The sequence below is a fragment of the Neisseria dentiae genome (assembly GCF_024580525.1).
Classification (GTDB): domain Bacteria; phylum Pseudomonadota; class Gammaproteobacteria; order Burkholderiales; family Neisseriaceae; genus Neisseria; species Neisseria dentiae_A.
The window spans coordinates 340,009-365,381 of the sequence record NZ_JANIKQ010000001.1; the positions used below are offsets into that span (position 1 = coordinate 340,009).

Genomic DNA, 25,373 nt, shown 5'->3' on the forward strand with positions numbered 1-25,373 from the left:
GGGTCAAGCCCGAGTATGACGGCGGTTGGTTTTTCAGACGGCCTGAATCAGTTTTACAAAATTATCTGTCCGTTAGACGGTGATTTTTTCCAACACAAAATCAATGTCTTTATCACCACGCCCGGACAGATTCACCAGCAGGCGTTTGCTGCCGTCCAGTTGTGCGGCGCGGCGCAGGGCATAAGCCACGGCGTGCGAGGATTCCAGCGCGGGGATAATGCCTTCTTCGCGCGATAATGCCATAAAGGCGTCCAAACATTCGGCATCGGTGGCGGTTTCGTAACGCGCGCGGCCACTGTCTTTCAGGTGGCAGTGTTGCGGGCCGACGCCGGGATAGTCCAGCCCCGAAGCGATGGAATGCACGGCGGCAGGCGTGCCGTCGGCTTCTTGCAGGTAGTAGCAGTTGAAGCCCTGAATGTTGCCGAACTTGCCCAAAGTCATGGTGGCGGCGTGGCGGCCGGGTTTGTCCAAGCCTTCGCCGGCGGGTTCCACGCCCACCAGTTCTACGTTTTTATCGTCGATAAAGGCATTAAACAAGCCCAGCGCATTCGAGCCGCCGCCGACGCAGGCAATCACTTCGTCGGGCAGGCCGCCGTAGGCCGTCTGAAACTGCTCGCGCGCTTCGTGGCCGACGATGGATTGGAAATAAGCCACCATTTCGGGATAGGGCGCGGGGCCGACCACAGAGCCGATGGCGAACATGCTGTCGCCCAGCTGCCCCATATACGATTCAAACGCGCTGTCCACCGCTTCTTTCAGCGTGCCGGCACCGGCCGACACCGGTACGATTTTCGCGCCCAGAATCTTCATGCGCGAAACATTGGGGTGTTCTTTGGCAATATCGACCACGCCCATATGGATTTCGCATGCCAAACCCAGCAGTGCGGCGGCGGTGGCCAGTGCCACGCCGTGCTGGCCGGCGCCGGTTTCGGCAATCACTTTTTTCTTGCCCAGCTTTTTCGCCAGCAGCACTTCGCCGATGCAGTGGTTGATTTTGTGTGCGCCGGTGTGGTTGAGGTCTTCGCGTTTCAGATAAATCTGCGCGCCGCGCTGCGACAGCGTGCGGGCGTGGTAGATCGGGCTGGGGCGGCCGACATAAGTGGCTTGCAGGCGTTTCATTTCGCTGATGAAATCGGCGTCTTTAATAATGTTGCGGAAGCCGGTTTCGATTTCGGCCAATGCTTTGGCCAATTCGGGATGGCCGATTTTACCGCCGTGTTTGCCGAAGTTACCGTTTTCGTCGGGCAGAACCAGTGCGTTTAATTGTTCGTTTGCCATGTTGTTGTTCCCTGTAAAACAATAGTGATGTAAGAAAGTCGGAATATTAGGGAGTGTAGTCAGAAAGCGTTGCGGCGGTATTTTTGGTTAAAATCCGCATCTGCGGCGTTAAAAATGCTCGCAAGATGTCCAATCTTGCTGTGCTTTTTGCCTTGCATCTGCGGATTTTCTCTCAAAAAACCGCTTCGCAAGCCTTCTGACTATACTCCCTAGAAACAGCCGCCTTTCAGACGGCCTTTTCAGCCTAAAAACAGCTTGTATGCCGCATTGTGGGTTTCGTCTTCATAGGCATAATCCAAGCCGTCGAGAAAATCGGCAAAGGCTTGGCCGTCTTGCGGCGGCACGTCCACGCCCACCAGCACGCGGCCGTAATCGGCGCCGTGGTTGCGGTAGTGGAACAGGGTGATGTTCCAATCGGACTGCATGCGGGTTAAAAAACGCGCCAGCGCGCCCGGCCGTTCGGGAAATTCGAAGCTGACCACGCGCTCGTTGGCCACTTTGTGCGTGCGCCCGCCGACCATATAGCGGGTGTGGATTTTCGCCACTTCGTTATCGGTTAAATCGGTGTTGGGCAAGCCGGCGGCGGTGAGGTCGGCGCTGATTTTGGCCAAATCCTGCACGCCTGCCGTTTGGATGCCCACAAAAATATGCGCGGTTTCGTCGTCGCCGTAACGGTAGTTGAACTCGGTGATATTACGGTTGCCCAACACATTGATAAATTTGCGGAAGCTGCCCGGTTTTTCGGGTATCGACACGGCGAAAATACCCTCATTGCCTTCGCCCAGCTCGCTGCGTTCCGACACGTGGCGCAAGCGGTGGAAGTTGATGTTGGCACCGCTGGTTACCGCCACCAGCGTTTCGCCTTCGGCCCTCGTGCGGTTGATGTAGGCTTTCAAACCGGCCAGCGCCAATGCGCCGGCAGGCTCCATAATGCTGCGGGTGTCGTCGAAAATATCTTTGATGGCGCCGCAGATGGCGTCGGTGTCAACCGTGATGATTTCGTCGAGCAGATCGCGGCAGATGCGGAACGTTTCTTCGCCCACCAGCTTCACGGCGGTGCCGTCTGAAAACAGGCCCACGTCTTTCAGCTCCACCCGCTCGCCTTTGGCAATCGACACTTTCATGCAGCACGAATCGTTGGTCTGCACCCCGATCACTTTGATTTCGGGGCGTACCTGTTTGATAAACGCCGCCACGCCTGCGGCCAAGCCGCCGCCGCCGATGGGCACGAAAATGGCATGGATGCTTTCGGACGTTTGGCGCAGAATCTCCATGCCGATGGTGCCCTGGCCGGCAATCACGTCGGGATCGTCGAACGGGGCGATATAGGTGAGGCCCTCTTCTTCGGCGAGCTTCACGGCATAATCATAGGCATCGTTATACGACACCCCCTTGAGCACCACTTCGCCGCCGCGGTTTCTCACCGCATCGATTTTGATTTGCGGCGTGGTTTCGGGCATCACGATCACCGCGCGGCAACCCAAACGCTGCGCCGACAGAGCCACGCCCTGCGCATGGTTGCCCGCGCTGGCGGCGATGATGCCGCGCGAGAGCGCCTCTTTCGGCAGCTTGGCCATTTTGTTGTAGGCGCCGCGGATTTTGAACGAAAACACGGGCTGCAAATCTTCGCGTTTGAGCAAAATATTGTTATTGGCACGGCGTGACAGGCCACGCGCCTGCTCCAGCGGCGTTTCCACGGCAACATCATACACGGCGGCGGTGAGGATGCGGATCAGATAATCGGAATAAGATGGTGTGTTCATGCGGTTTGGCTTCAGATGGGAAATCACGCACCCGCAGCGGTGGAAAAGCCTGCGCGGGCAAAGGCAAAACCATACCCCGCAGGCCGTCTGAAAGCAAGAAAAATCTGAATCGAAACTTAGCAAAACCTACATTAGCGGGTATAATGCCCGCTCTACAAAAACCGGCCGCCGTTAACACACGTACAGTCCGGTGCAAAATTAATGCGACAGGGCCGTCTGAAACTGGCAGACGGCTTCGTTTTTCACACCGCGCTTCCGTTTTGATTTTAAAGAAACCATTCTAAATGATGAAGAAAACCTTACTCGGCCTGCTGGCCGCCGCCCTGATTTCCGGCCAGGCCGCCGCCGCTCCGCAGACCGCTTCGGCCGAAGCATCCGCCGCACAAACAACCGCTGCGCCCGCCGCTGGTGCCCTGCCTGCCGCCTCCGCCGTGGCCGCGCCCGAAATCGCCGCCACCGCCTATCTGGTTAAAGACCTGCAAAGCGGTCAAGTGCTCGCGGGCAAAAACATCAACGCCCAAGTCGAACCCGCTTCGCTCACCAAACTGATGACCGCCTACTTAACCTTCAAAGCGCTCGACAACGGCACCCTCAAACCCGACCAAATGCTCACCGTGTCGCCCAAAGGCTGGCGCGCCGAAGGTTCGCGCATGTTTCTCGACCCGCAGAAACCCGCCAGCGTCAGTGATTTGATTAAGGGCCTGATTGTGCAGTCGGGCAACGATGCCGCCATCACGCTGGCCGAAGCCATCGGCGGCAGCGAAGAAGGCTTTGCCGCCATGATGGACGCCGAAGCCAAACGCTTGGGTATGACCCACACCCGCTACACCAACAGCACCGGCCTGCCCGGCGAAGGCCACTTAACCACCGTAAACGATTTGGCCATTCTGGCCGGCGCGATTATCCGCGACTTTCCCAAGTATTATCCGATTTACGCCATGAAATCGTTTAAATACAATAATATCGAACAGCCCAACCGCAACCTGCTGCTCTACCGCGATTCCAGTGTTGACGGCCTCAAAACCGGCCACACCAGCAGCGCGGGCTATAACCTGGTGGCCTCCAGCAAACGCAACGGCCGCCGCGTGATTTCGGTGGTGGTGGGCACCGAGAGCACCGAAGCGCGCGCTTCGGAAAGCAGCAAACTGCTCAACTGGGCTTTGCAATCCTACGACACGCCCAAACTCTACGATGCCAACCAAACCATTTCTCAGGTTAAGGTTTACAAAGGCAGCGCCAACGCCGTGGGCGTGGGCTTTTTGGATGCCGCCTACGTTACCATTCCGCACGGCGAAGGCCAAAACATCAAACCCGTGCTCGAAACCGTGCAGCCCGTGCTCGCGCCGATTCAGAAAGGCCAGGTGCTGGGCAAGCTCAGAATCATGAACGGCAATACCGTTTTGGCCGAAAAAAACGTGGTGGCGCTCAATGCGGTTGACGAAGCGGGCTGGTTCGGCCGCGCTTACGACAGCATCGTGCTGTGGTTCAAGAGCCTGTTTTCCGAAGAATAAGCGTTCTTAAAATAATATTCTTGCGTAGATATGCGGCCAGGCCGTCTGAAAGTGTTTTTTCAGACGGCCTGATAATTTTTGCAAAGCCTGTGCCGGCATCTTGAAACATCTGCAAACCTCTGCGTCATGCTCGGGCTTGACCCGAGCATCTTTTTGTTTCAAAAGAAATAACAGATACTCGGATCAAGCCCGAGTATGACGGGGAAACAAATATTGAAACCTTGGCAAAAATACCTTAAAGCCGTCTGAAAGTATTTTTCAGACGGCACGGTTCAAACAAAACATCCCGTTAAAACGTTTTGCCCATTTCGATAAACAGGCGGTTTTTACTGTGCTCGTAAAACACATCGTTGCTCGACGTGCCGTTGTGGCTGAACGTGAGGCGCGGTGTAATGCCGCCGAAGTGGACGGCGCGGTGCCACAGGCTCACCGAAGCGTTCCATTCTTTATCGCGGCGGTTTTTATCATTGCTGAACAGGCTGGGCGTGTAATAAATGCGTTTGGCCGCACCCACCTGCACGCGGCTTGAGAGGCCGCCTTTCCATTCCTGCCCCCATGCGGCGCGCAGGCCGAAACGGTTGAAATTGTCGGAACGGTCGTCGCGGTTGCGTTCTTGGTAAAAATCCTGCCCTACCAGCCAATATTGCCGCGCGTTGCGGTGGAACACCAATGAAGCGCTGGCCAAACGGTGCTGAATATCGGCGCGCGGCCGCTGCTGGTTGTTCAGACGGCCTGTTTCCAACGCGGCGAAACTTTGCAGCTTGGGCAGCCACCAGCGGTTCCAATAAAGGCGCACACCGTTGGTGTAGCTATAAGCGTCGTTACCGTAGAAGCGGCGTTCGTGAAACACGGTTGCACCCGTGTCGTTGCGCTGGCCGGCACGGCCCAAACCTGCCGACAGCCGCGCTGAGGCATCGTTGTATCGCGAATAAGAGCGGTAAACCTTGCCCCACACATCTGCACCCGCCTTGGCGTAAAAGCCGTTTTTCAGCGACTGTTTCTTCTCCGCCCCCGCCTGATAGGTAAGGCCGGTGGCATCGATGGGCGGGTTGAAACGCCAGCCCACAAAGCAGTCGTTGTCCGGCTCGTTGATTCTTTGGCGGTATCGCTCGCATTCCGCGCCTTCGAGCTGCTCGCCCAAGCGCTGCTGCTTCGGCGCCTGATTGATGTTTTGCTCGCGGGTGAGATTCACGCCGGCATAAAGCTGCCACGAGTCGCGTTGGCGCAAGGCTTCGCGGTAGGCTTCGATACGCTGCACCACCGCTTCGGGCAGCCGTTCGGTTTTCAGGCGGTCGAACTGGTCGGCGGCGGCTTCGTTTTGCTGGTCTTCAAACAATGCCTGCGCAAGCTGGAGGCGGATAACGGGCGAATCGGGCTGCGCCGCAATCAAAATGCGGTAGAGTTTCACCGCTTCGGCCGCCCGCCCCCCATGTTGCAGCACCAGCGCGCGGCCGAACATGGCCAGCTCTTTATCGTGTTGCGGCCATTTTTCATAAATCGGCAGCAGCACCTTGATGCCCGCCACGTTCATCGTAACCACGGCGGAATACATCGCCCGCGACAATAATTCCGTGTCGGCCAGCAGCAGCGTTTCGTCCACTTCCAACACTCTGCTCCGGCTGTTTTCCGCTTCGGGCGCGGTTTGCGCTGCCGTGCGTTCGGGCGGTTCGGCGGAATGGATGTTCAATTCCAGTTCGGGCTTGGGTTGGGGCAGCGGCGGCGCAGCGGCAGGTTCGGGCGGCGTATCGGCACGCGCGTGTGCAAGCGCACCGGTTAAGGCCAGAAAAAATAAGACGTTTTTCATTAAACTTATCGTTATTAAAGTTTGTTTACAGAATAAGAATAAATTTTAACACAAAGCGTTTTAAAAGCCAGCAAAGCCGCACACGATTTTCACACGGTCCGCACGCCCGCTTTACGGTAAAATACGCCCGTTTGCCGCCGCAAGGCCGTCTGAAAGCACTTGAATTTATGACCGACATCACCTCTTTTGCCAACCGTTTGGGCAAAAACATCAAACACTACCTGAAATGGGCGCGGCGCAACGGCATCGAAGCGTGGCGTATGTATGACCGCGATATTCCGCAATTTCCGTTTGCCATCGATGTTTACGGCGACCAAATCCATTTGCAGGAATACGACACCGGCTGGCTGATGCAGCCGGAAGCATACGAAGCATGGCTCGCCGAAGTACTCGAAGCCGTTGCCTTCGTAACCGGCTTTACACCCGTACAAATCCATTTCAAACGCCGCGAGCGCCAGAAAGGCTTGCAGCAATACGAAAAAACCGGCAGAGAAGGCGGCGATTTCATCATCAGCGAAAACAGGCGGCGGTTTTGGGTGAACCTCGACAAATATCTCGACACCGGCCTGTTTCTCGACCACCGCAACACCCGCAAAAAAGTGGGCGAAACCGCCGGAGGCAAGCGCTTTCTCAACCTGTTTGCCTACACCGGCAGCTTCAGCGTTTACGCCGCCACCGGCGGTGCGGCAAGCAGCGAAACCGTGGACTTGTCGAACACCTATCTCGATTGGGCGAAACGCAATTTCGAGCTTAACGGCATCAACACCGAACAGCACCGCATCGTGCGCGCCGATGTGTTCCAATACCTGCAAGCCGCTCAGGCGGAAGGCAAAACATTCGACTTGATCGTGATGGATCCGCCCAGTTTTTCCAACAGCAAAAAAATGCTCGATATTCTCGACATCCAGCGCGACCACCCCAAACTGATAGACGGCGCCATGCGGCTGCTCGCTTCAGACGGCCTGATGTATTTTTCAAACAACCTGCGCAGTTTCGAGCTGAGCGGCGACATAACGGAACGCTACCGCGTGAAAGATATTTCCAAACAATCCGTTCCCGAAGACTTCCGCAACAAAAAAATCCACCAATGCTGGGAAATCCGCCATCAGGCCGTCTGAAAGAATATTTTATGAAAACAACCGCCCTTTTCCTGCTCACGCTGCCCCTGTGCGGCTGCTTCTACGCCGAAACCCCATACGGGCGCGCGGCGGCGGTGGATTTGCCGCTGCACAGCCAAACCACCGTCAACAAAAACATCACCATCAACGCCCCGCCCGGCAGCACAGTGATTTATCAGGAAGCCCAACCGGTGATGCCCGCCTATCCGCGCTACCGACGCTATTGAAGCCGGTGGAAGTTACGGGCAGGCCGTCTGAAAAATTTTCCGCTTACACCCCGCCGCAGCCTTTCAGACGGCCTTCCAAGCGCCCGCAGCCATCAAGTTCCGCTATCGCCCCAACATTTTTTTCAATCGCAACTTCGGCTATAATAGCGCGCTGCCACTCCCTTATCTTCACCGATCACAATGCAACTCACCGCCGTCGGCCTCAACCACCAAACCGCCCCCCTGAGCATACGCGAAAAGCTGGCCTTTACCGCCGCCGGCCTGCCCGATGCCCTGCGCGCGCTGGCCGCCGACGCCGCCGTGAAAGAGGCGGTGATTCTTTCCACCTGCAACCGCACCGAGCTTTACTGCGTGGGCGATGCCGAACACATCGTCCGCTGGTTGGCCGACTACCACCGGCTCGACATCGAAGAAATCCGCCCCTATCTCTACACCCTCGGTTGCAGCGATACCATACGCCACGCCTTCCGCGTGGCCTGCGGCTTGGATTCCATGGTGCTGGGCGAGCCGCAGATTCTCGGCCAAATCAAAGATGCCGTGCGGGTGGCGCAAGAGCAGCAAACGGTGGATACCTGGCTCAACGCCCTGTTTCAGAAAACCTTTGCCGTTGCCAAAGAAGTGCGCACCGGCACGGCGGTGGGCGAAAACTCGGTTTCTATGGCCGCAGCATCGGTTAAGATGGCCGAACAGATTTTCCCGTCGGTGGGCGATTTGAACGTGTTGTTTATCGGTGCCGGCGAAATGATCGAGCTGGTGGCCACCTATTTCGCCGCCAAAACCCCGCGCCTGATCACCGTGGCCAACCGCACGCTGCCCCGCGCGCAGGAATTGTGCGAAAAACTGGGCGTGAACGCCGAGCCGCGCCTGCTCTCCGAACTGCCCGAAATCCTGCACGAATACGATGTTGTGGTGTCTTCCACCGCCAGCCAGTTGCCTATTGTCGGCAAAGGCATGGTGGAGCGCGCGCTCAAACAGCGCCACCATATGCCCGTGTTTATGCTCGACTTGGCCGTGCCGCGCGACATCGAAGCCGAGGTGGAAGATTTAAACGATATTTATCTCTACACGGTTGACGACATCGCCAATATCGTCCAAACCGGCCAGCAGGCGCGCCAAAAAGCCGCCGCCGAAGCCGAAATGATGGTCGAGCAGAAAGTGGCCGAATTCGTCGAATGGCAGCGCAGCCGCCAAAGCGTGCCATTGATCCGCGCCCTGCGCGACGAAGGCGAACGTGCACGCCGACAAGTGCTTGAAAATGCTATGAAACAACTCGCCAAAGGCACTGCGCCCGAAGAAGTGTTGGAGCGTTTGTCGGTGCAGCTCACCAACAAACTGCTGCACTCGCCCACCCGCACCTTAAACAAAGCCGGCTCGCAAAATCAGAATCTGGTCGATGCCGTGGCACAGATTTACGATTTGGAACACCCGAACAACGGTTTGTAACCGCTGTTATCTCAGACTTGCTGCCTTATATCGAAGTAATTCAACCCACCATATAATAAGGCCGTCTGAAAGCATTAAGCTTTTCAGACGGCCTGAAACTTTCAATCAATTCAATCAAACCGCCGCGTCGGAACGCTCGCCCGTGCGGATTCTCACGGCCTCTTCCACCGGCAGCACGAAAATCTTGCCGTCGCCGATTTTGCCCGAGCGCGCGGTTTCTACGATGGTTTCGACCGCACGCTCCACATCGGCGTCAGCCAGCACCAGCTCCAGCTTCACTTTGGGCAGAAAGTCCACCGCATATTCGGCGCCGCGGTAGATTTCGGTGTGGCCTTTCTGGCGGCCGAAACCTTTCACTTCGGTAACGGTCATGCCGGTGATGCCGATTTCGGTGAGGGCTTCGCGCACATCGTCGAGTTTGAACGGCTTGATAATGGCTTCGATTTTTTTCATGGTTTGCTCGCTTGTTTCCAAATGGCTTTCAGACGGCCTGTTTTAGCATAAAGACCGATATTCTTCAATCGGCCCGTGCAGCTTTTCAAGAGGCCGTCTGAAACCAAAATACCCGAGCAGCCCACCCCGCTTTCGCGTACAATTACGGCTTTTCCAACCGCCATCCGAGAGCCACGTCATGTCCGTTGTTTTGCCCCTGCGCGGCGCACCCGCCCTGTCTGATTTCCGTGTTGAAAAACTTTTGCAAAAAGCCCGCGCCGCCGGCCTGCCCGAAGTGCGTTTGAGCAGCGAATTCTGGTATTTTGTGAGCAGCGAATCCGCCCTGAACGATGAATCCACAGAAAAATTGCAGGCCCTTTTGGCAGCCGAACGTGTCGGGAACACACCCGAAGCTGCAAACGGCCTGCATTTGTTTTTGATCACTCCGCGCATCGGCACCATTTCGCCGTGGGCGTCCAAAGCTACCGACATCGCGCACAACTGCGGCCTGTCTGAAATCGAGCGCATCGAACGCGGCATGGCCGTTTGGCTCGAAGGCAGCCTGAACAGCGAACAAAAACAGCAGTGGGCCGCGCTGCTGCACGACCGCATGACCGAAAGCGTGCTGCCCGATTTTCAGACGGCCGCCCGCCTCTTCGCCCACCCCGAAGCACAAACCTTCGCCGGTGTGGATGTGCTGGCCGAAGGCAAAGAAGCCCTTATCCGCGCCAACCGCGAGCTGGGCCTGGCGCTCTCGCCCGACGAAATCGACTATCTTTTGGAAAACTATCAGGCTTTGCAGCGCAACCCCAGCGACGTGGAGCTGATGATGTTCGCGCAGGCCAACAGCGAGCATTGCCGCCACAAAATCTTCAATGCCGACTTTATCTTAAACGGCGAAAAACAGCCGAAATCGCTGTTCGGCATGATCCGCGACACCCACAACGCCCACCCCGAAGGCACGGTGGTGGCTTACAAAGACAACGCCTCCATCATCGAAGGCGCGAAAATCGGGCGTTTTTATCCCGATGCCGCCGAAAACCAGGGCTACCGTTTTCATGAAGAAGACACCCACATTATCATGAAAGTGGAAACCCACAACCACCCCACCGCCATCGCTCCGTTTGCGGGCGCGGCCACCGGCGCGGGCGGCGAAATACGCGACGAAGGCGCCACCGGCAAAGGCGCGCGCCCGAAAGCGGGTTTGACCGGCTTTTCGGTGTCCAACCTCAACCTGCCCGATTTACCCCAGCCGTGGGAGCAACCCTACGGCAAACCCGGCCACACTGCGTCCGCGCTCGACATCATGATCGAAGGCCCCATCGGCGGCGCGGCGTTCAACAACGAATTCGGCCGCCCCAACCTGCTGGGCTATTTCCGCACTTTCGAGCAGGCGCACGAAGGCACGGTGCGCGGCTACCACAAGCCGATTATGATTGCCGGCGGCCTGGGCAATATTCAGGCGCAGCAAACCCATAAAGACCGCATTCCCGAAGGCGCGCTCTTAATCCAGCTCGGCGGCCCGGGCATGTTGATCGGCTTGGGCGGCGGCGCGGCTTCTTCGATGGACACCGGCAGCAATGCCGCCGATCTGGACTTCAATTCCGTGCAGCGCGGCAACCCCGAAATCGAGCGGCGCGCGCAGGAAGTGATCGACCGCTGCTGGCAGCTTGGCGGCGGCAACCCGATTATCGCCATTCACGACGTGGGCGCGGGCGGCCTGTCGAACGCCTTCCCCGAGCTGGTGAACGATGCCGGCCGCGGCGCGGTGTTCAAACTGCGCGACGTGCCGCTGGAAGAACACGGCTTAAGCCCGATGCAGATTTGGTGTAACGAAGCGCAGGAGCGTTATGTGCTCTCGATTCTGCCCGAACATTTGGATTTGTTCCGCCGAATCTGCGAGCGCGAACGCTGCCCGTTTGCCGTGGTCGGTACCGCCACCGACGACGGCCACCTGCAAGTGCGCGACGATCTCTACAACAACAATCCGGTTGACCTGCCGCTCAACGTATTGCTCGGCAAACCGCCGAAAACCACCCGCAGCGATAACACCGTAAGGCCGTCTGAAAAAGCGTTTTCAGGTAGCCATATCGACCTTAAAGAAGCCGCCTACCGCGTATTGAGCCTGCCCACCGTGGCCGCCAAAAACTTTTTGATCACCATCGGCGACCGCAGCGTCGGCGGCATGACCCACCGCGACCAAATGGTCGGCCGTTACCAAACCCCCGTAGCCGATGCCGCCGTTACCATGATGGGCTTCAACACCCACAAGGGCGAAGCAATGGCGATGGGCGAAAAACCCGCCGTGGCGCTGTTCGACGCCCCCGCCTCCGGCCGCATGGCCATCGGCGAAACCCTCACCAACTTGGCCGCCGTCAACATCGGCAGCATCGGCAACATCAAACTCTCGGCCAACTGGATGGCCGCCTGCGGCAATGCGGGCGAAGACGAAAAACTCTACCGCACCGTCGAAGCCGTGTCGCAAGCCTGCCAAGAATTGGGCATCAGCATTCCGGTGGGCAAAGATTCGCTTTCCATGAAAACCGTGTGGCAGGAAAACGGCGAACAAAAAGCCGTGGTTTCGCCGCTAAGCCTGATTATCACCGGCTTCGCACCGGTGCAGGACGTGCGCAAAACCGTTACCCCCGAATTGAAAAACGTGGCCGACAGCGTGCTGCTGTTTGTTGATTTGGGCTTTGGCCGCGCCCGCATGGGCGGCTCGGCGTTGAGCCAGGTGTATAACGATTTAAGCGGCGAAGCGCCGGATATTGATACAGGCCGTCTGAAAGCGTTTTACGAAGTGATTCAGCAACTGGTGGCCGAAGACAAACTGCTGGCCTATCACGATAGAAGCGACGGCGGCTTGTTTGCTACGCTGGCGGAAATGGCGTTTGCAGGCAGAATGGGGCTGGATATTGATTTATGGAACGATACACATATTCTGCAAAATTTTGCTGAACTATATCCCCGTTTGGCAGAACAGTTGGAGTGGATCGATATCAAGACCTTGCCTGAATACCACAACACTATTCTCCGCACGCTGTTCAACGAAGAATTGGGTGCTGTAATCCAAATTCATAAAGACGATTTGCTCGAAATCGAAAACCTACTGGAAGAAAGTGGCTTCGAAGACAGAATATGGCGCGTTGCCTACCCGGCTGCTAATCCAACGCGCTTTAAAATTTCCATTTTATTCGATGTTTTATTCGATGAAGAACTACTGGATATGCAACGCGCTTGGCAAACCACCAGCCACCAAATCCAACGCCTGCGCGACAACCCCGAATGTGCCGACAGCGAATTCGCCCTGCTTGCCGACAACCAACGCAGCGCACTGTTTGCCGACCTGAAATTCGACCTGAAAGAAGACATCGCCGCGCCGTTTATCAACACAGGCGCCCAACCCAAAATCGCCGTATTGCGCGAGCAAGGCGTGAACGGGCAGGTGGAAATGGCCGCCGCCTTCACCCGCGCCGGATTCGATGCGTACGACGTGCATATGTCCGACCTGATGGCCGGCCGCGTCAAACTGGCCGACTTTAACATGCTCGCTGCCTGCGGCGGTTTCAGCTACGGTGACGTGCTGGGCGCGGGCGAAGGCTGGGCGAAATCGATTCTGTTCCACCCCGAACTGCGCGACCAGTTCGCCGCCTTCTTCGCCGACCCCGACACCCTCACTTTGGGCGTGTGCAACGGCTGCCAGATGGTGAGCAATCTGGCCGAAATTATCCCCGGCACGCAAGGCTGGCCGAAGTTCAAGCGCAATGCGAGCGAGCAGTTCGAAGCGCGCTTGAGCATGGTGCAAGTGCCCAAATCACCCTCGCTGATTCTGGCCGAAATGCAGGGTTCGAGCCTGCCTGTGATTGTCAGCCACGGCGAAGGCCGCGCCGACTTTACCCACTTGGGCAGCCGCAATGTTTCAGACGGCCTCAACATCGCTCTGCAATATATCGACGGCTTGGGCGCAGTCACCCAAACCTACCCGCTCAACCCCAACGGCTCGCCGCAAGGCATTGCCGGCGTTACCAACGCCGACGGCCGCGTCACCATCATGATGCCGCACCCCGAGCGCGTGTACCGCACCGCACAAATGAGCTGGCACCCCGAAGAATGGAAAAACAGCGAACTTTCCGGCTGGTACCGCCTGTTTGCCGGCGCGCGCAAAGCTTTGGGCTGACAATGCCGGTTTGACCATAAAGGCCGTCTGAAACTTTCAGACGGCCTTTGTTTATTCCCACTAAACATAAACTTCCCCTTCTTACACACCCTCATCTTTAAGGAACCAAACACCAATCTTTATGTCATCAAACAATACCAAATTACCATATTAAAAATATGAACCATAACCAGCCTTATTTAACCCGATACAACAAACTCGGCCATATCATTTGGGAGAGCCGTAAAACAGTCTGCCAATGCGTCAACCCGAAATGTTCGCATTCTTTTCAATACACTGAAACATTTCATGTCTCGCCAATCTGCCCAAAATGCTGCGGAGGAGACGAGCGCAGAGAAGTCGAGCGTAAACATGGAGAAATAGAGCCTCCCTATAAATATATTGTGTTCGATAGTGAAGGCTTTCCTGAAATAAGAGATAAGGCCAAGCCAAACGCTGAAGAAGATCGGAACGAATTCCGAATCGGCCAACTTTCGTGGGCAGTTTACCGCCATGACGGCAATCTTGAATATATTCAAAACCACATTATCCAACCTAACGGCTACCGGATTTCTGATTCTAATAAGGCAAGGCGTGGTTTTTCCTATCAAGATGCCGTCAAACAAGGCAAGCCGATTCTTGAAGCTATCAACCTTTTCCAACAAGATTTAGCACGTTACCCTGCTGATAAAATATGCCTGATTGCATTTAATATTTCACATGATCTCGATTCAATCAATAAAGAGCTGTTATTGGCGGGGCAAGACCAAATAGATTTTTCAGAATACAGACAATTCTGTCTGATGGAAAACACAACAAGCCTATGTGAAATCCCGAGTGAATATGAGCAACATAAGTTTCAATATCCCAACTTGAGGCAACTTCACGAATATTTGTTTGGAAATTTTTCAAACTGGCACAATTCGTTTTACGACATCCAAGCTACGGCTAGATGTTTTTTCGAATTAATCAACCGAAAATATATCGTCTGCGAACATGAAATCGGTGCAATAACCGACAAAAAGCGTGAGCAGGAACGCATGAAAAACACATTTGGGGAAAACGAGCGATTACACAACCTGCTTGAGCACAAACAATCAAAATTATCAAAATTATCTGACAATTTAGAAGAGCTTGAGGAACGCTGTTCAAGCTTAGAAAAGCATAATGCAGAATTAGAAAAGCTTAATGCAACATTAAAAAAGTGGATTATTGCCATTGTGGTCGTGTTCATCCCTATAATCTCCGGAATAATTTATACCCTATGGCCGTCTGAAAACAATCAGCACACCGGCAATCAAGCTAACCAGTTGGTGATTGCTAAAAATACAGCGCTATATAAACAAGCATCAAGCAAACGCGGCAACCTTGTCGGATTCATACAGAAATGCGCCCGTGTTTCCGAAGTAAAAAACAACGATGGCATCAGCAAATACGATAACGGAAAATGGCTTCATATTTCATATTCGGGCAAAGTCTGCCCAAACCAAAACATGAAAGGAAAATGTTTTGAAAGAAACACAGCCGGCTGGGTTAATGCCCAAGATATTGAAACAGAACCAACAACTTGCCAAAATTAGCAACATCCTCAAACATATAATATTTGTTTAAAACCCGGTTTACTGTTTTATCTTAGGGAGTGTAGTCAGAAGGCTTGTGAAGCGGTTTTTTGAGGAAAAATCCGCAGATGCAAGGCAAAAAGCACAGCAAGATTGGACATCTTGCGAGCATTTTTAACGCCGCAGATGCGGATTTTAACCAAAAATACCGCCGCAAGGCTTTCTGACTACACTCCCTAAGTTGAAACAATAAAATATTTCCCTATTAACGTTCCAAACACCATGCTCCCGCAAACCACAGGCACCCTACAAATCATCGCCGGCGCATTCTGCTGGGGTTCGCTCGGCCTGTTGGGCGCAACGCTCAACCGCGCAGGCTTCGGCGGCAACGAAGTGGCGGCACTGCGCATCGTGATCGCCGCCTGCATCCTGTCGGCCGTGCTGCCGCTGTTTTGGCGCGATTTAAAACAACTTCATATCCGCAAACTGCCGGGGCTGGCGCTGCAATCCCTGCTCGGTATGCTGGGCATGAGCCTGTGTTATTTCGCCGCCATCGCCCACATCGGCTCGTCGCTGGCCGTTGCCCTGCTCTACACCGCGCCGGTGTGGAGCCTGATTTTCGCCCGCATTCTGCTGGGTGAAAGCATCACGCCCAAATCCGCCCTGTTAACCGTGATTGCCGCCGCCGGCGTGGGACTGACGATGGCGGGCGGCGGCACGGCCAACCCCGCCGGCATTCTGTTCGGCCTGGGTTCGGGCATCTGCTACGCGCTCTACGGCGTGCTCGGCAAACGCGCCATGCAGGGCAATCCGCCGATGCTGGTGTTTTTCACCTCAATCACCTTTTCCGCGCTGGTGCTGCTACTGATGCCCCACACCCATTCGGCTTTCGCCAAACTGCCGCAGCAAAACGCCGTTGCCTGGATTTCGGCGCTGGCATTGGCCTGCGTCGGCACCATCGCCGCCTACGGCCTGTTTGTGAAAGGGCTGCAAAAAATGCCCGCCGCCAAAGCTTCGATATTTACCGTGTTCGAACCGCTCACCGCCGTGGTGCTGGCCGCGCTGTTTTTAAACGAACAGTTAAACGGCTGGCAATATCTCGGCATCACGCTGATTCTCGGCACCGCCGTTCTCAACGCCGTCCGTTTCAAAAATAAATATAGTGGCTTAAATTCGACATAGGACAAGGCGCCGAGCCGCAGACAGTACAGATAGTACGGAACCGATTCTGTTGCCGCTTCAGCGGCTTACAAAATCGTTCTCTTTGAGCTAAGGCGAGGCAACGCTGTACGTGTTGAATTTAAGCCACTATAAAATTCCCCGAGCCTTTCAAACGGCCTTTATGCTAAACTGGCCGCCCGTTCCCCAATCTTTTCCAGAAGCAAAACACCATGGCAGGCAACACTTTCGGACAACTCTTTACCGTAACCACCTTCGGCGAAAGCCACGGCCCCGCATTGGGCTGCATCATCGACGGCTGCCCGCCCGGGCTGGCTCTAACCGAACAAGACATCCAAACCGATCTCGACCGCCGCAAGCCCGGCACCAGCCGCCACGTTACCCAACGGCGTGAAGCCGACGAAGTGGAAATCTTATCGGGCGTGTTCGAAGGCAAAACCACCGGCACCCCCATCGCCCTGTTAATCCGCAACACCGACCAGCGCAGCAAAGACTACGGCAACATCGCCCGCCAGTTCCGCCCCGGCCACGCCGACTACACCTACTGGCACAAATACGGCACGCGCGACTACCGCGGCGGCGGCCGCTCTTCCGCCCGAGAAACCGCCGCCCGCGTAGCCGCCGGCGCCATTGCAAAAAAATGGCTGAAAGAAAAATTCGGCACCGAAATCGTGTGTTGGGTAACGCAAGTTGGCGAAGTGGCAATCGTATTCGAAGGCGAACAGTTTGTCGCGCACAACCCCTTTTTCGCCGCTAACCAATCGCAAATCAACCAACTCGAAAACTATATGGACAGCGTGCGCAAATCGCTCGATTCGGTGGGCGCCAAACTGCACATCGAAGCGCGCAACGTGCCTGTGGGCCTAGGCGAACCGGTGTTCGACCGCCTCGATGCCGACATCGCCCATGCCCTGATGAGCATCAACGCCGTCAAAGGCGTGGAAATCGGCGACGGCTTCGATGTGGTGGCGCAGCGCGGCAGCTACCACGGCGACGAGCTTACCCCGCAAGGCTTCAAATCCAACCACGCCGGCGGGGTGTTGGGCGGCATTTCCACCGGCCAAACCATCACCGCGAACTTCGCCATCAAACCCACCAGCAGCATCGCCACCGCGCGCGAAAGCATCGACATCGACGGCAACAGCGTCGAAATCGCCACCCACGGCCGCCACGATCCCTGCGTGGGCCTGCGCGCCGCCCCCATCGCCGAAGCCATGCTCGCGCTGGTGCTGATGGACCACGCCCTGCGCCAGCGGGCACAGAACGCCGACGTACGCGTGAACACACCCGATATCGCACGCCGCTGAACACGGCGTTTGCTGCAAAACAAGGCCGTCTGAAAAACGCAAACCGCCGCAATCCGGCAACGTTTTTTCAGACGGCCTGAAACCTTTGCCTTTATATAACCACAAAGCCTTAGCCAAAACAGCGGCTTTATACTAAAATGCCGCGAACTTTATCTCCACTCAGACCATAAGTTTTTTAGGAACACAGACATGACGAAGGAAACCGCTTTGGGTGCAGCGCTGAAATCCGCCGTGCAAACCATGAGCAAAAAGAAACAAACCGACATGATTGCCGACCACATCTACAATAAATACGATGTGTTCAAACGCTTCAAACCGCTGGCCGTCGGCATCGACCAAGATTTGGTGACCGAGCTGCCCCAGTTCGACCCCGCCCTGATTGCACGCGTGCTGGCCAACCACTGCCGCCGCCCGCGCTACCTTAAAGCACTCGCCCGCGGCGGCAAACGCTTCGATTTGAACAACCGCTTCAAAGGCGAAGTCAGCCCCGAAGAGCAGGCCATCGCCCAACAACACCCCGCCGTGCAGCAGGCTCTCGCCGCCCAGGCCGAGCGCAAAGCCGCCGCTGAAGCGCAGAAAGCAGCCGAAACTGCCGAAGCCGCACCGCAACCCGCCGAAGAAGCCCCTGCTGCGGAAAACAACGGCTGAACACCTTATCAAACCGGTTCCATCAACCGCTCTATCCGTCATACTCGGGCTTGACCCGAGTATCTTTATTTTGCTTTGAAACCAGAGTCTGTTGACAATTAACCGGCGAAGCGGTTTTTTGAGGCAAAAAGCGCAGCAAGGCTGGGCATATTGCGGGCATTTTAGCTTCGCAGGTCCGCTACGCTACCTAACGCCGCAGACGGGGTATTTCGACCAAAAACACCACCGTTGCGTTGTGTCAACAAACCCCGGTATGACGCGTGTACTTTTTTCTTAAGCCGATTGGCTGTATTTGTTTTTAAAACAGCAAACAGGCCGTCTGAAAAGTTTTCAGACGGCCTAAAAAATTTTGCAGCCGCCTCAAACAAAATACCCGGACAACCCCGGGTATTCGAGAAAACGGCATCAGTGCAACCCTTACAACCCCAGCCAGCCCGCCAGCGTGTTCCAATAAAACAAACAGCCGATGGCGCACACCGCCACCACAATCCCCGCCGCATTCACGGCGCTGATTTTTTCCTTAAACGCCAGCGCCCCCACCAGCGTGCCGAGCACAATCACGCCGATGTTCATGCCCGCAAACACCAGCGTAGGGTTGCTGCTCATGATTTGGTGGGCACGCACATAAGTGAAAATATTGGCGAAATTCAGGCAGCCCAGCACCAACCCGCCGAGTATGCCCGCCGCCGTCCATTTAACCGATTTTGAAAACAGATAGCCGAACATCAGCACCGCCGCCAAACAAAACGCCACCAGCAGGTTGCCCGCAAACGCCGTGCCGCTTTTGGCCACCTGTTTGAACAGAATATCAATCACGCCGTAGCCCGCCCACACACCGAGCAGCAGGCCCGCATTGGCGGCGAAACCGCCCGACTTTTTGCCGCCCTCCGATTTCCACAACAGGCAGAACAACGCCGTAAACGCCAGCGCCAGCCCGATTAAACGCCCCTGCGAGAGCTGCTCGCCGAACAGCGCAAACGAAGCCAACACCGGCAGAAACAGCGACAGGCGCTGCGCCGCGTCGGATTTCACAATCCCCGCCCGCTCCACCGCCCTGCCCATAATCACGAACACGGCGGGCAGCAGCACGCCGAGCGCGGCAAACAGCCACCAAGTGGGCAGATAAGACTTCCACGCCCCCAAATCCGGCTTCAACACCAGCATGCACAAAACAACGGCGACGATATAGTTCACCGCCACCGCCTGTTCGATGTCGATTTTGCGGGAACGGGCGAGTTTGAGCAGCACCGACACGGCCACGCTGCAAAGAATACTGGCAATCAGATAAAGCATAAACAAATAAAGGCCGTCTGAAACGGCTCCGCAAACAGATGGAAACGGGGCGGATTATAACCGCCCGCCCCGCACTTGTCTTTTCCCGCACCGCCCCGCAGATTTTCAGACAGCCTGCCTATCCGTTATAATCGCCTTTTCATAAATCTAACGCCCTAACCGCCATGCCGTTCAAACCGCTGCTGCTCACCGCCCTGCTCTGCTGCTCCGCCACCGCCTTTGCCGCACCCGAACCCGCGCCTGCCAATGCCGCCGAAGCCGGCAGCGATTTGCGGGAAATCCGCCAGGCCATCAGCGCCGCCCAGGCCGATCTCAAACGCAAACAGGCCGCACAGCAAAACGCCCGCGCCACGCTTGAGCGCACCCGCACCGCGCTGGCCAAAGCACAGCAGGAACTCGCCGCCGTCAACAAACAGCAGCGCGATGCTTGGACAAAAATGCAAACGCTGCAAAACGAACTGGGCCGTCTGAAAACCGAAGTAACCGGCACCAAAGCCCAAGTGGCGCGCCTGCTTTCCGGCCAATACAAAAACCGCCAGCCCAACGCAGTGGTGCTGTTTCTGAAAAACACCGAACCCGGGCAGAAAGCGCGCTATCTGCAATACAGCCGCTACATCAACGAAGCCAACCAAAAAGTGATGAACGACCTGGTGCGCCAGCAGGCCGACTTGGAAAAACAGGAAGCCGCCATCAACGCCGAGCTGGCGCGCCTCAATAAAATCAAGGCGCAACGGCAGGCGGCCATGAACAAGCTCGGCCGCGCCAACACCGCCGCCCAAACCGAAAGCCGCCAGCTTTCCGCCCAAATCGACAGCCAAACCCAACGCATCGCCAACCTGCGTGAAAACGAACAGCGCCTCAACGCGCTGTTGGCCGACATCGCCAAACGCAACGCCGAAAACCGCCGCAAAGAAGCCGAAGCGCGCAAAAAAGCCGCCCAAGCGCGGCTGGCCGCCGCCGAAAAAGCGCGCGCCGAAAAAGAAAAAACCAAAGGCAAAGCCAAACCCGCACAACAAAAAGACGGCAAACCCACGCAAACCGCCAAAACACCCGCGCCCAAGCCGCAAACCCCGCGCTCCACCCTCACCGCCGAAGACCGCGCTTTGCAGGCTCCCGACCAAAGCACCGAATATAAAAATAGCTTCAGCCGTATGCAGGGCCGCCTTATCCGCCCCGTCGGCGGCACTATCAGCGGCCGCTTCGGCCAGGCGCGCCCCAGCGGCGGCACTTGGAAAGGCGTGTTTTTCTCAACCGCCGGCGCCCCCGTGCAAAGCATCGCTGCCGGCACCGTTGCCTATGCCGGCTCCTTGAGCGGCTACGGCAATATGGTGGTGCTCGACCACGGCGACGGCTATGTGAGCGTGTATTCCGGCTTAAGCAGCGTGTCGGTGAGTGGGGGCAGCAGCGTGGCTGCGGGCCGCACCATCGGCACCAGCGGCAGCCTGCCCACGGGCGAACAGGGGCTTTATCTCGAAATCCGCTACCGCCGCCAGCCGATGAACCCGCTTTCGTGGATACGCTAACCGCACAAGTGCTTCCGGATGCCGGTTGAAAGCAAACGGCACAAGGCAAGGTTAAGGCCGTCTGAAAAACACCGCCACCGCCCGCTTTTCAGACGGCCTGTTTTGCAACGGGCGCTCAACCGTTGCAAAACCCGCCTTATTTAGCATTTTTTTACCCCTATACGGTTGCCCGCAAACGATAAATCACATAAAGTTCCACCGTTATCCGAGCAGGCCGTCTGAAAGCCTGCGGCCCAAGAAGAAAGAGAAAGTTTGGCAATGTCTAATTCCACTTTGAAGAAAATCGCCCTCTACACGCTGGGCGCATTCAGCGGCGTAGCGTTGAGCCTGAGCGTGCAAAGCTATGCCGCCGGCGAAAAGAAAAACGAAGCGCTGCCCGTGCAGTCTATCCGCACCATGGCCGAAGTGTACGGCCAGATTAAAGCCAATTACTACCAAGACAAATCCGACGACGCCCTGATAGAAGGCGCCATGAAAGGCATGGTGGCCGGCCTCGATCCCCATTCCGAATACATGACCAAAAAAGACTATGCCGACCTGAAAGAAAGCACCAGCGGCGAATTCGGCGGTTTGGGCATGGAAGTGGGCGCGGAAGACGGCTTTGTGAAAGTGATTGCCCCGATTGAAGACACACCCGCCGAGCGCGCCGGCGTGAAAAGCGGCGACTTTATCGTAAAAATCAACGGTGTATCCACCCGCGGCATGACGGTGAACGAAGCCGTGAAAAAAATGCGCGGCAAGCCCGGCACCGACATCGTGCTCACCCTCTCGCGCAAAGACGCCTCCAAACCCATCACCGTTAAAATCACCCGCGCCATCATCAAAGTGAAAAGCGTGCGCCACCACCTGCTCGAACCCAGCTACGGCTATATCCGCATCAGCCAGTTCCAGGAGCGCACCGTGCCCGCGCTCAACGAAGCCGCGCAAGCGCTGGTCAAACAAAACAAAGGCCCGCTCAAAGGCTTGGTGCTTGATTTGCGCGACGACCCCGGCGGCCTGCTTAACGGCGCGGTGGGCGTGTCCGCCGCCTTCCTGCCCGCCAACGCCACCGTGGTGAGCACCAAAGGCCGCGACGGCAAAGGCGGCATGAGCCTGAAAGCCGTGCCCGAAGACTATATCCTCTCTTCCGGCAAAGACCCGCTTGCCGGCTTGCCCGCCGAGCTGAAAACCATCCCCGTTACCGTGCTGATCAACTCCGGTTCCGCCTCCGCTTCCGAAATCGTGGCGGGCGCGCTGCAAGACCACCGCCGCGCCGTGGTGGTGGGCACGCAGAGCTTCGGCAAAGGCTCGGTGCAAACCGTGCTGCCGCTTTCCAACGGCAGCGCCGTCAAACTGACCACCGCGCTCTACTACACCCCGAAAGACCGCTCGATTCAGGCGCAGGGCATCGTGCCCGATGTGGAAGTGAAAGACAAAGACCGCCTGTTTGAAAGCCGCGAAGCCGACCTCGCCGGCCACATCGGCAATCCGCTGGGCGGCGAAGAAGTGAACGGCAGCGAATATGTGCCGTCTGAAACCGTGAAAGAAGAGCCGAAAACCAAGAGCAAAAAAGAGAAAGACGAAGATCTCTCTTCGCGCCGCATTCCCAACCCCGCCAAAGACGACCAGTTGAGAAAAGCGCTCGAATTGGTGAAACAGCCCGCACAATGGCAGAAATCACTGGGCTTGGCCGCCAAAAAACCTGCTCCGAAAAAAGAGAAAAACGGCGACGGCGAATCGGAATAAACCCCGGCTGACTATGCCCGAAGGCCGTCTGAAAACATATTGAAGCCCCGAAACGCGGGAACGGTTGATGTTTTCAGACGGCCTTTTATCTTTTTTCCGGATATATCGCAGATAAAGCCAAACAACCGGCTCCGTCATACTTTTTCTTAAGTTGTCTGACTATATATCCGTTGAAACCGACGGATTACCCCCAACTTCTACCTGCATGACCGACACCAAACGCACCTCCTGGCGCAGCAAACTGCCCAAACGCGAACAGATTTTCGCCTCCCGCTGGAGCAAACCCTTTGCCCCGCTGTTCGACAAACCCTATTTTTGGACGCTCAACCGCCGCCAGGCCGCCGTATCCGTGGCCGTGGGCATGTTTTGCGGCCTGATGCCCGGCCCTACCCAAATGATGGCCGCGCTGATTGTGGCCTACTTTTTACGCACCAACCTGCCCGTGGCCGTGTTCACCACCCTCTACACCAATCCCGTTACCTATATGCCGCTCTACTACACCGCCTACAAAATCGGCAGCCGCCTGCTGGGTGTGGAAGCGGCCGCAACCCTTGAGTTTCCCGCTTGGGGCAGCGGGCATTTTCTTTCCGAATCGTGGGCGTGGCTGGTGGGTGCGGGCAAGCCGCTGCTGGTGGGCGTGCCCGTTTTGGGTTCGGTGCTGGCCGTAGCGGGTTACGTTGCCGTGCTCGCCTTCTGGCGGCTGCGCACCGCCCACCTGTGGCAGAAACGGAAAGCCGGCCGTGGCTGACACGCGCTGGCGGCGGCTGACCGCGCAGGAAACCGAACTGGCGCGACTGGTTTTTTCAGACGGCATCGACTACGGCCGCGTCAAAATCTACCGCGGCATGCCGCTGCTGCCCAACCTTAACGTAGCCGTCGCCCCCAACGGCCACATTTATTTCCCCCGCCGCAACTGCCCCGACGATTTCACCTGCACGGGCACGCATTACGCCGTGTGGCTGATACACGAGCTGACCCACGTTTGGCAATACCAACACGGCTACCGCACCTGGCTCGGCGGCCTGATGCTGGCCGTTAAAGGCGGCTACCGCCAACGCTGCTGCTACGCCTACCCGCCCCCCGTGTGCATACGCAGCATCGCCGATCTGAATATGGAGCAGCAGGCCGACCTGATTGCCCACTACTACGCCGCCCGCTTTCTGAAATGGCCGCAATACCAAGCCGACCTGCCCCATTTCGAGGCCGCCTTAAGCGGCTTTCTCGCCAACCCGCACGACATTACGCTGCTGCCGAAATACCGCAACGGTTTAAGCTGGTTCGGCTGGTTGAAAGACGTGCTGGCAGAGCTGAAAAACCGTTGGCGCAAAGGCTGAGGCTTTTGCGAAAATCCGTTTTAATCCTGAGTTCATTTAGGTTTCGTCATATCCGTCTTGGCAGAGTGTTTCGGATATTGTTTTGCCGAAGCACCTGCTTTGCCGTCTGAAAAGTTATTTCATCAGCCGCTCATTCCCTCTCCCGTGGGAAAAGGTTAGGGGGGGCTTAGCGTATTTTAACCAACCGAGACCTTTACAAAAATACCTTAAGACCGTCTGAAATGCTTAAACCCCGTCATTCCCGCGCAGGCGGGAATCCAGGCGTTCGATATTCAAGTATTTGTTTAATTGATACTTTAATATTTCCATCTGGATTCCCGCCTACGCGGGAATGACGGGAAATAAATTTTTTGTGATGTTTTTTTAATTTTGCAAAGGTCTCAGGCTGATTAACTATATGGGCTTTTGTACAAAAACCGCAGGCCGTCTGAAAATATTTTCAGACGGCATGCGGTTTCAGCTTCCAAGCAAAGAAGCTGCAAAAACCTCTGCCTAATGCGCGTGTTTCACACCGTGGTTATGGGCGTTGCTGCCGGCTTTTGGCGCAGTGTTCACGTCAACGGTTACGGTTTGCGGCTTGGCGTGTTTGAACTGCAAAGTAACCGGCACTTTATCGCCTTGTTTCAACTGTTTTTTCAAACCCATAAACATGATGTGGTAGCTGCCGGGCTTCAGCTCCGTGGTTTGACCGGCTTTCAGCGGTATGCCGCCTGCCACTTCTCGCATACGCATCACGCCGTTGTCGTTCACATGAGTGTGTACTTCCACTTTATCGGCCACCGGGCTGCTGCCGCCGATTAAAAAATCGTCTTGGGCAGTGCCGTTTTTGATGTTCATAAATGCGCCGCCCATGCTCATGCCTTCTACGGTGGCACGCGCCCACGGTTGTTCTACCGTGATGCCGGCGGCCGCTACGCTCTGGCAGAAAGCGGCCAGCATTAGCGCACCTAACAGTTTTTTCATGGTTTGCTCCTTATTGCCGTTAAAAATCAAAAAAGCTTTTGCCGCATTATGCATTCAAAGGCCGTCTGAAAACTTGATTAAGGTCAGGGAGTGTCGTCAGAAGGCTTGTT

General features: G+C 56.3%; 19 protein-coding genes. 13 read left to right on the forward strand and 6 right to left on the reverse strand.

Annotated features, from left to right (window positions below; translation table 11 throughout):
• Positions 1-72: 72 nt before the first annotated feature.
• Together trpB and ilvA are read right to left on the reverse strand one after the other, a co-directional pair.
• Positions 73-1,278: a tryptophan synthase subunit beta gene (gene trpB / locus NQ012_RS01755; RefSeq protein ID WP_257065768.1), complete on the reverse strand. Its 1,206-nt coding sequence runs from the start codon at positions 1,276-1,278 to the stop codon at positions 73-75.
• 239 nt (positions 1,279-1,517) lie between these two features.
• Positions 1,518-3,041 carry a threonine ammonia-lyase, biosynthetic gene (ilvA, locus tag NQ012_RS01760; protein WP_257065770.1) on the reverse strand — a complete coding sequence of 508 codons (1,524 nt, stop codon included), beginning with the start codon at positions 3,039-3,041 and terminating at the stop codon, positions 1,518-1,520.
• A gap of 287 nt (positions 3,042-3,328) precedes the next feature.
• On the opposite strand from ilvA, the gene NQ012_RS01765 reads away from it, so the two are divergent.
• Positions 3,329-4,552: a D-alanyl-D-alanine carboxypeptidase family protein gene (locus tag NQ012_RS01765; protein WP_257065809.1), complete on the forward strand. Its 1,224-nt coding sequence runs from the start codon at positions 3,329-3,331 to the stop codon at positions 4,550-4,552.
• A 289-nt stretch (positions 4,553-4,841) separates the two neighbouring features.
• Here NQ012_RS01765 and NQ012_RS01770 read toward each other — a convergent pair whose 3' ends face one another.
• Positions 4,842-6,356 carry a surface lipoprotein assembly modifier gene (locus tag NQ012_RS01770; RefSeq protein WP_257065771.1) on the reverse strand — a complete coding sequence of 505 codons (1,515 nt, stop codon included), beginning with the start codon at positions 6,354-6,356 and terminating at the stop codon, positions 4,842-4,844.
• A gap of 167 nt (positions 6,357-6,523) precedes the next feature.
• On the opposite strand from NQ012_RS01770, the gene NQ012_RS01775 reads away from it, so the two are divergent.
• The 3 genes from NQ012_RS01775 to hemA all read left to right on the forward strand — a co-directional run bounded on the left by NQ012_RS01775 (position 6,524) and on the right by hemA (position 9,144).
• Complete coding sequence (locus NQ012_RS01775) at positions 6,524-7,474, forward strand: class I SAM-dependent methyltransferase (protein ID WP_257065772.1); 951 nt, start codon at positions 6,524-6,526, stop codon at positions 7,472-7,474.
• A gap of 11 nt (positions 7,475-7,485) precedes the next feature.
• On the forward strand, positions 7,486-7,701 hold the full coding sequence (locus NQ012_RS01780) for a methionine-binding protein (protein WP_257065773.1): 216 nt from the start codon (positions 7,486-7,488) through the stop codon (positions 7,699-7,701).
• Positions 7,702-7,881: 180 nt separating this feature from the next.
• Positions 7,882-9,144, forward strand: coding sequence for a glutamyl-tRNA reductase (gene hemA / locus NQ012_RS01785; protein WP_257065775.1), 1,263 nt, complete (start codon positions 7,882-7,884; stop codon positions 9,142-9,144).
• Between the two features lie 114 nt (positions 9,145-9,258).
• On the opposite strand, the gene NQ012_RS01790 is transcribed toward hemA, so the two are convergent.
• Entirely contained in the window at positions 9,259-9,597 is a 339-nt protein-coding gene (locus NQ012_RS01790; RefSeq protein WP_085366541.1) for a P-II family nitrogen regulator, read from the reverse strand.
• 178 nt (positions 9,598-9,775) lie between these two features.
• Here NQ012_RS01790 and purL point away from each other — a divergent pair, with 178 nt between their 5' ends.
• The 5 genes from purL to NQ012_RS01815 all read left to right on the forward strand — a co-directional run bounded on the left by purL (position 9,776) and on the right by NQ012_RS01815 (position 18,425).
• A complete protein-coding gene (gene purL, locus NQ012_RS01795) occupies positions 9,776-13,753 on the forward strand; it encodes a phosphoribosylformylglycinamidine synthase (RefSeq protein WP_257065777.1) in 3,978 nt (1,325 codons plus the stop codon).
• A gap of 158 nt (positions 13,754-13,911) precedes the next feature.
• Positions 13,912-15,312, forward strand: coding sequence for a hypothetical protein (locus NQ012_RS01800; protein ID WP_257065778.1), 1,401 nt, complete (start codon positions 13,912-13,914; stop codon positions 15,310-15,312).
• A gap of 261 nt (positions 15,313-15,573) precedes the next feature.
• Entirely contained in the window at positions 15,574-16,473 is a 900-nt protein-coding gene (locus tag NQ012_RS01805; RefSeq protein ID WP_257065779.1) for a DMT family transporter, read from the forward strand.
• Between the two features lie 209 nt (positions 16,474-16,682).
• Complete coding sequence (aroC, locus tag NQ012_RS01810) at positions 16,683-17,777, forward strand: chorismate synthase (RefSeq protein WP_257065780.1); 1,095 nt, start codon at positions 16,683-16,685, stop codon at positions 17,775-17,777.
• A 189-nt stretch (positions 17,778-17,966) separates the two neighbouring features.
• Positions 17,967-18,425, forward strand: a complete 459-nt coding sequence (locus NQ012_RS01815; RefSeq protein ID WP_257065781.1) for a ProQ/FinO family protein — start codon at positions 17,967-17,969, stop codon at positions 18,423-18,425.
• Positions 18,426-18,842: 417 nt separating this feature from the next.
• Here NQ012_RS01815 and NQ012_RS01820 read toward each other — a convergent pair whose 3' ends face one another.
• Positions 18,843-19,718, reverse strand: a complete 876-nt coding sequence (locus NQ012_RS01820; RefSeq protein WP_257065782.1) for a DMT family transporter — start codon at positions 19,716-19,718, stop codon at positions 18,843-18,845.
• Positions 19,719-19,882: 164 nt separating this feature from the next.
• On the opposite strand from NQ012_RS01820, the gene NQ012_RS01825 reads away from it, so the two are divergent.
• From NQ012_RS01825 to NQ012_RS01840, 4 genes are all read left to right on the forward strand, one after another.
• Positions 19,883-21,241 (forward strand): murein hydrolase activator EnvC family protein, encoded by a 1,359-nt coding sequence (locus NQ012_RS01825; protein WP_257065783.1) that lies wholly within the window; start codon positions 19,883-19,885, stop codon positions 21,239-21,241.
• Between the two features lie 258 nt (positions 21,242-21,499).
• Positions 21,500-22,966, forward strand: a complete 1,467-nt coding sequence (locus NQ012_RS01830) for a S41 family peptidase (RefSeq protein ID WP_257065784.1) — start codon at positions 21,500-21,502, stop codon at positions 22,964-22,966.
• 205 nt (positions 22,967-23,171) lie between these two features.
• Positions 23,172-23,714, forward strand: a complete 543-nt coding sequence (locus tag NQ012_RS01835; RefSeq protein ID WP_257065786.1) for a DUF2062 domain-containing protein — start codon at positions 23,172-23,174, stop codon at positions 23,712-23,714.
• Complete coding sequence (locus NQ012_RS01840; protein WP_257065788.1) at positions 23,707-24,300, forward strand: type IV secretion protein Rhs; 594 nt, start codon at positions 23,707-23,709, stop codon at positions 24,298-24,300. The genes NQ012_RS01835 and NQ012_RS01840 overlap by 8 nt, the downstream gene beginning before the upstream one ends.
• 492 nt (positions 24,301-24,792) lie before the next feature.
• Here the strand turns inward: NQ012_RS01840 and NQ012_RS01845 are convergent, their stop codons facing one another.
• Positions 24,793-25,263 carry a copper chaperone PCu(A)C gene (locus NQ012_RS01845; protein WP_257065789.1) on the reverse strand — a complete coding sequence of 157 codons (471 nt, stop codon included), beginning with the start codon at positions 25,261-25,263 and terminating at the stop codon, positions 24,793-24,795.
• Between the last annotated feature and the right edge of the window lie 110 nt (positions 25,264-25,373).

What these genes read in the sequence shown, in the direction of transcription:
- trpB (WP_257065768.1), bottom strand. Translation starts at nt 1,278, where the DNA reads ATGGCAAACGAACAATTAAACGCACTGGTTCTGCCCGACGAAAACGGT.
- ilvA (WP_257065770.1), bottom strand. Translation starts at nt 3,041, where the DNA reads ATGAACACACCATCTTATTCCGATTATCTGATCCGCATCCTCACCGCC.
- NQ012_RS01765 (WP_257065809.1), top strand. Translation starts at nt 3,329, where the DNA reads ATGAAGAAAACCTTACTCGGCCTGCTGGCCGCCGCCCTGATTTCCGGC.
- NQ012_RS01770 (WP_257065771.1), bottom strand. Translation starts at nt 6,356, where the DNA reads ATGAAAAACGTCTTATTTTTTCTGGCCTTAACCGGTGCGCTTGCACAC.
- NQ012_RS01775 (WP_257065772.1), top strand. Translation starts at nt 6,524, where the DNA reads ATGACCGACATCACCTCTTTTGCCAACCGTTTGGGCAAAAACATCAAA.
- NQ012_RS01780 (WP_257065773.1), top strand. Translation starts at nt 7,486, where the DNA reads ATGAAAACAACCGCCCTTTTCCTGCTCACGCTGCCCCTGTGCGGCTGC.
- hemA (WP_257065775.1), top strand. Translation starts at nt 7,882, where the DNA reads ATGCAACTCACCGCCGTCGGCCTCAACCACCAAACCGCCCCCCTGAGC.
- NQ012_RS01790 (WP_085366541.1), bottom strand. Translation starts at nt 9,597, where the DNA reads ATGAAAAAAATCGAAGCCATTATCAAGCCGTTCAAACTCGACGATGTG.
- purL (WP_257065777.1), top strand. Translation starts at nt 9,776, where the DNA reads ATGTCCGTTGTTTTGCCCCTGCGCGGCGCACCCGCCCTGTCTGATTTC.
- NQ012_RS01800 (WP_257065778.1), top strand. Translation starts at nt 13,912, where the DNA reads ATGAACCATAACCAGCCTTATTTAACCCGATACAACAAACTCGGCCAT.
- NQ012_RS01805 (WP_257065779.1), top strand. Translation starts at nt 15,574, where the DNA reads ATGCTCCCGCAAACCACAGGCACCCTACAAATCATCGCCGGCGCATTC.
- aroC (WP_257065780.1), top strand. Translation starts at nt 16,683, where the DNA reads ATGGCAGGCAACACTTTCGGACAACTCTTTACCGTAACCACCTTCGGC.
- NQ012_RS01815 (WP_257065781.1), top strand. Translation starts at nt 17,967, where the DNA reads ATGACGAAGGAAACCGCTTTGGGTGCAGCGCTGAAATCCGCCGTGCAA.
- NQ012_RS01820 (WP_257065782.1), bottom strand. Translation starts at nt 19,718, where the DNA reads ATGCTTTATCTGATTGCCAGTATTCTTTGCAGCGTGGCCGTGTCGGTG.
- NQ012_RS01825 (WP_257065783.1), top strand. Translation starts at nt 19,883, where the DNA reads ATGCCGTTCAAACCGCTGCTGCTCACCGCCCTGCTCTGCTGCTCCGCC.
- NQ012_RS01830 (WP_257065784.1), top strand. Translation starts at nt 21,500, where the DNA reads ATGTCTAATTCCACTTTGAAGAAAATCGCCCTCTACACGCTGGGCGCA.
- NQ012_RS01835 (WP_257065786.1), top strand. Translation starts at nt 23,172, where the DNA reads ATGACCGACACCAAACGCACCTCCTGGCGCAGCAAACTGCCCAAACGC.
- NQ012_RS01845 (WP_257065789.1), bottom strand. Translation starts at nt 25,263, where the DNA reads ATGAAAAAACTGTTAGGTGCGCTAATGCTGGCCGCTTTCTGCCAGAGC.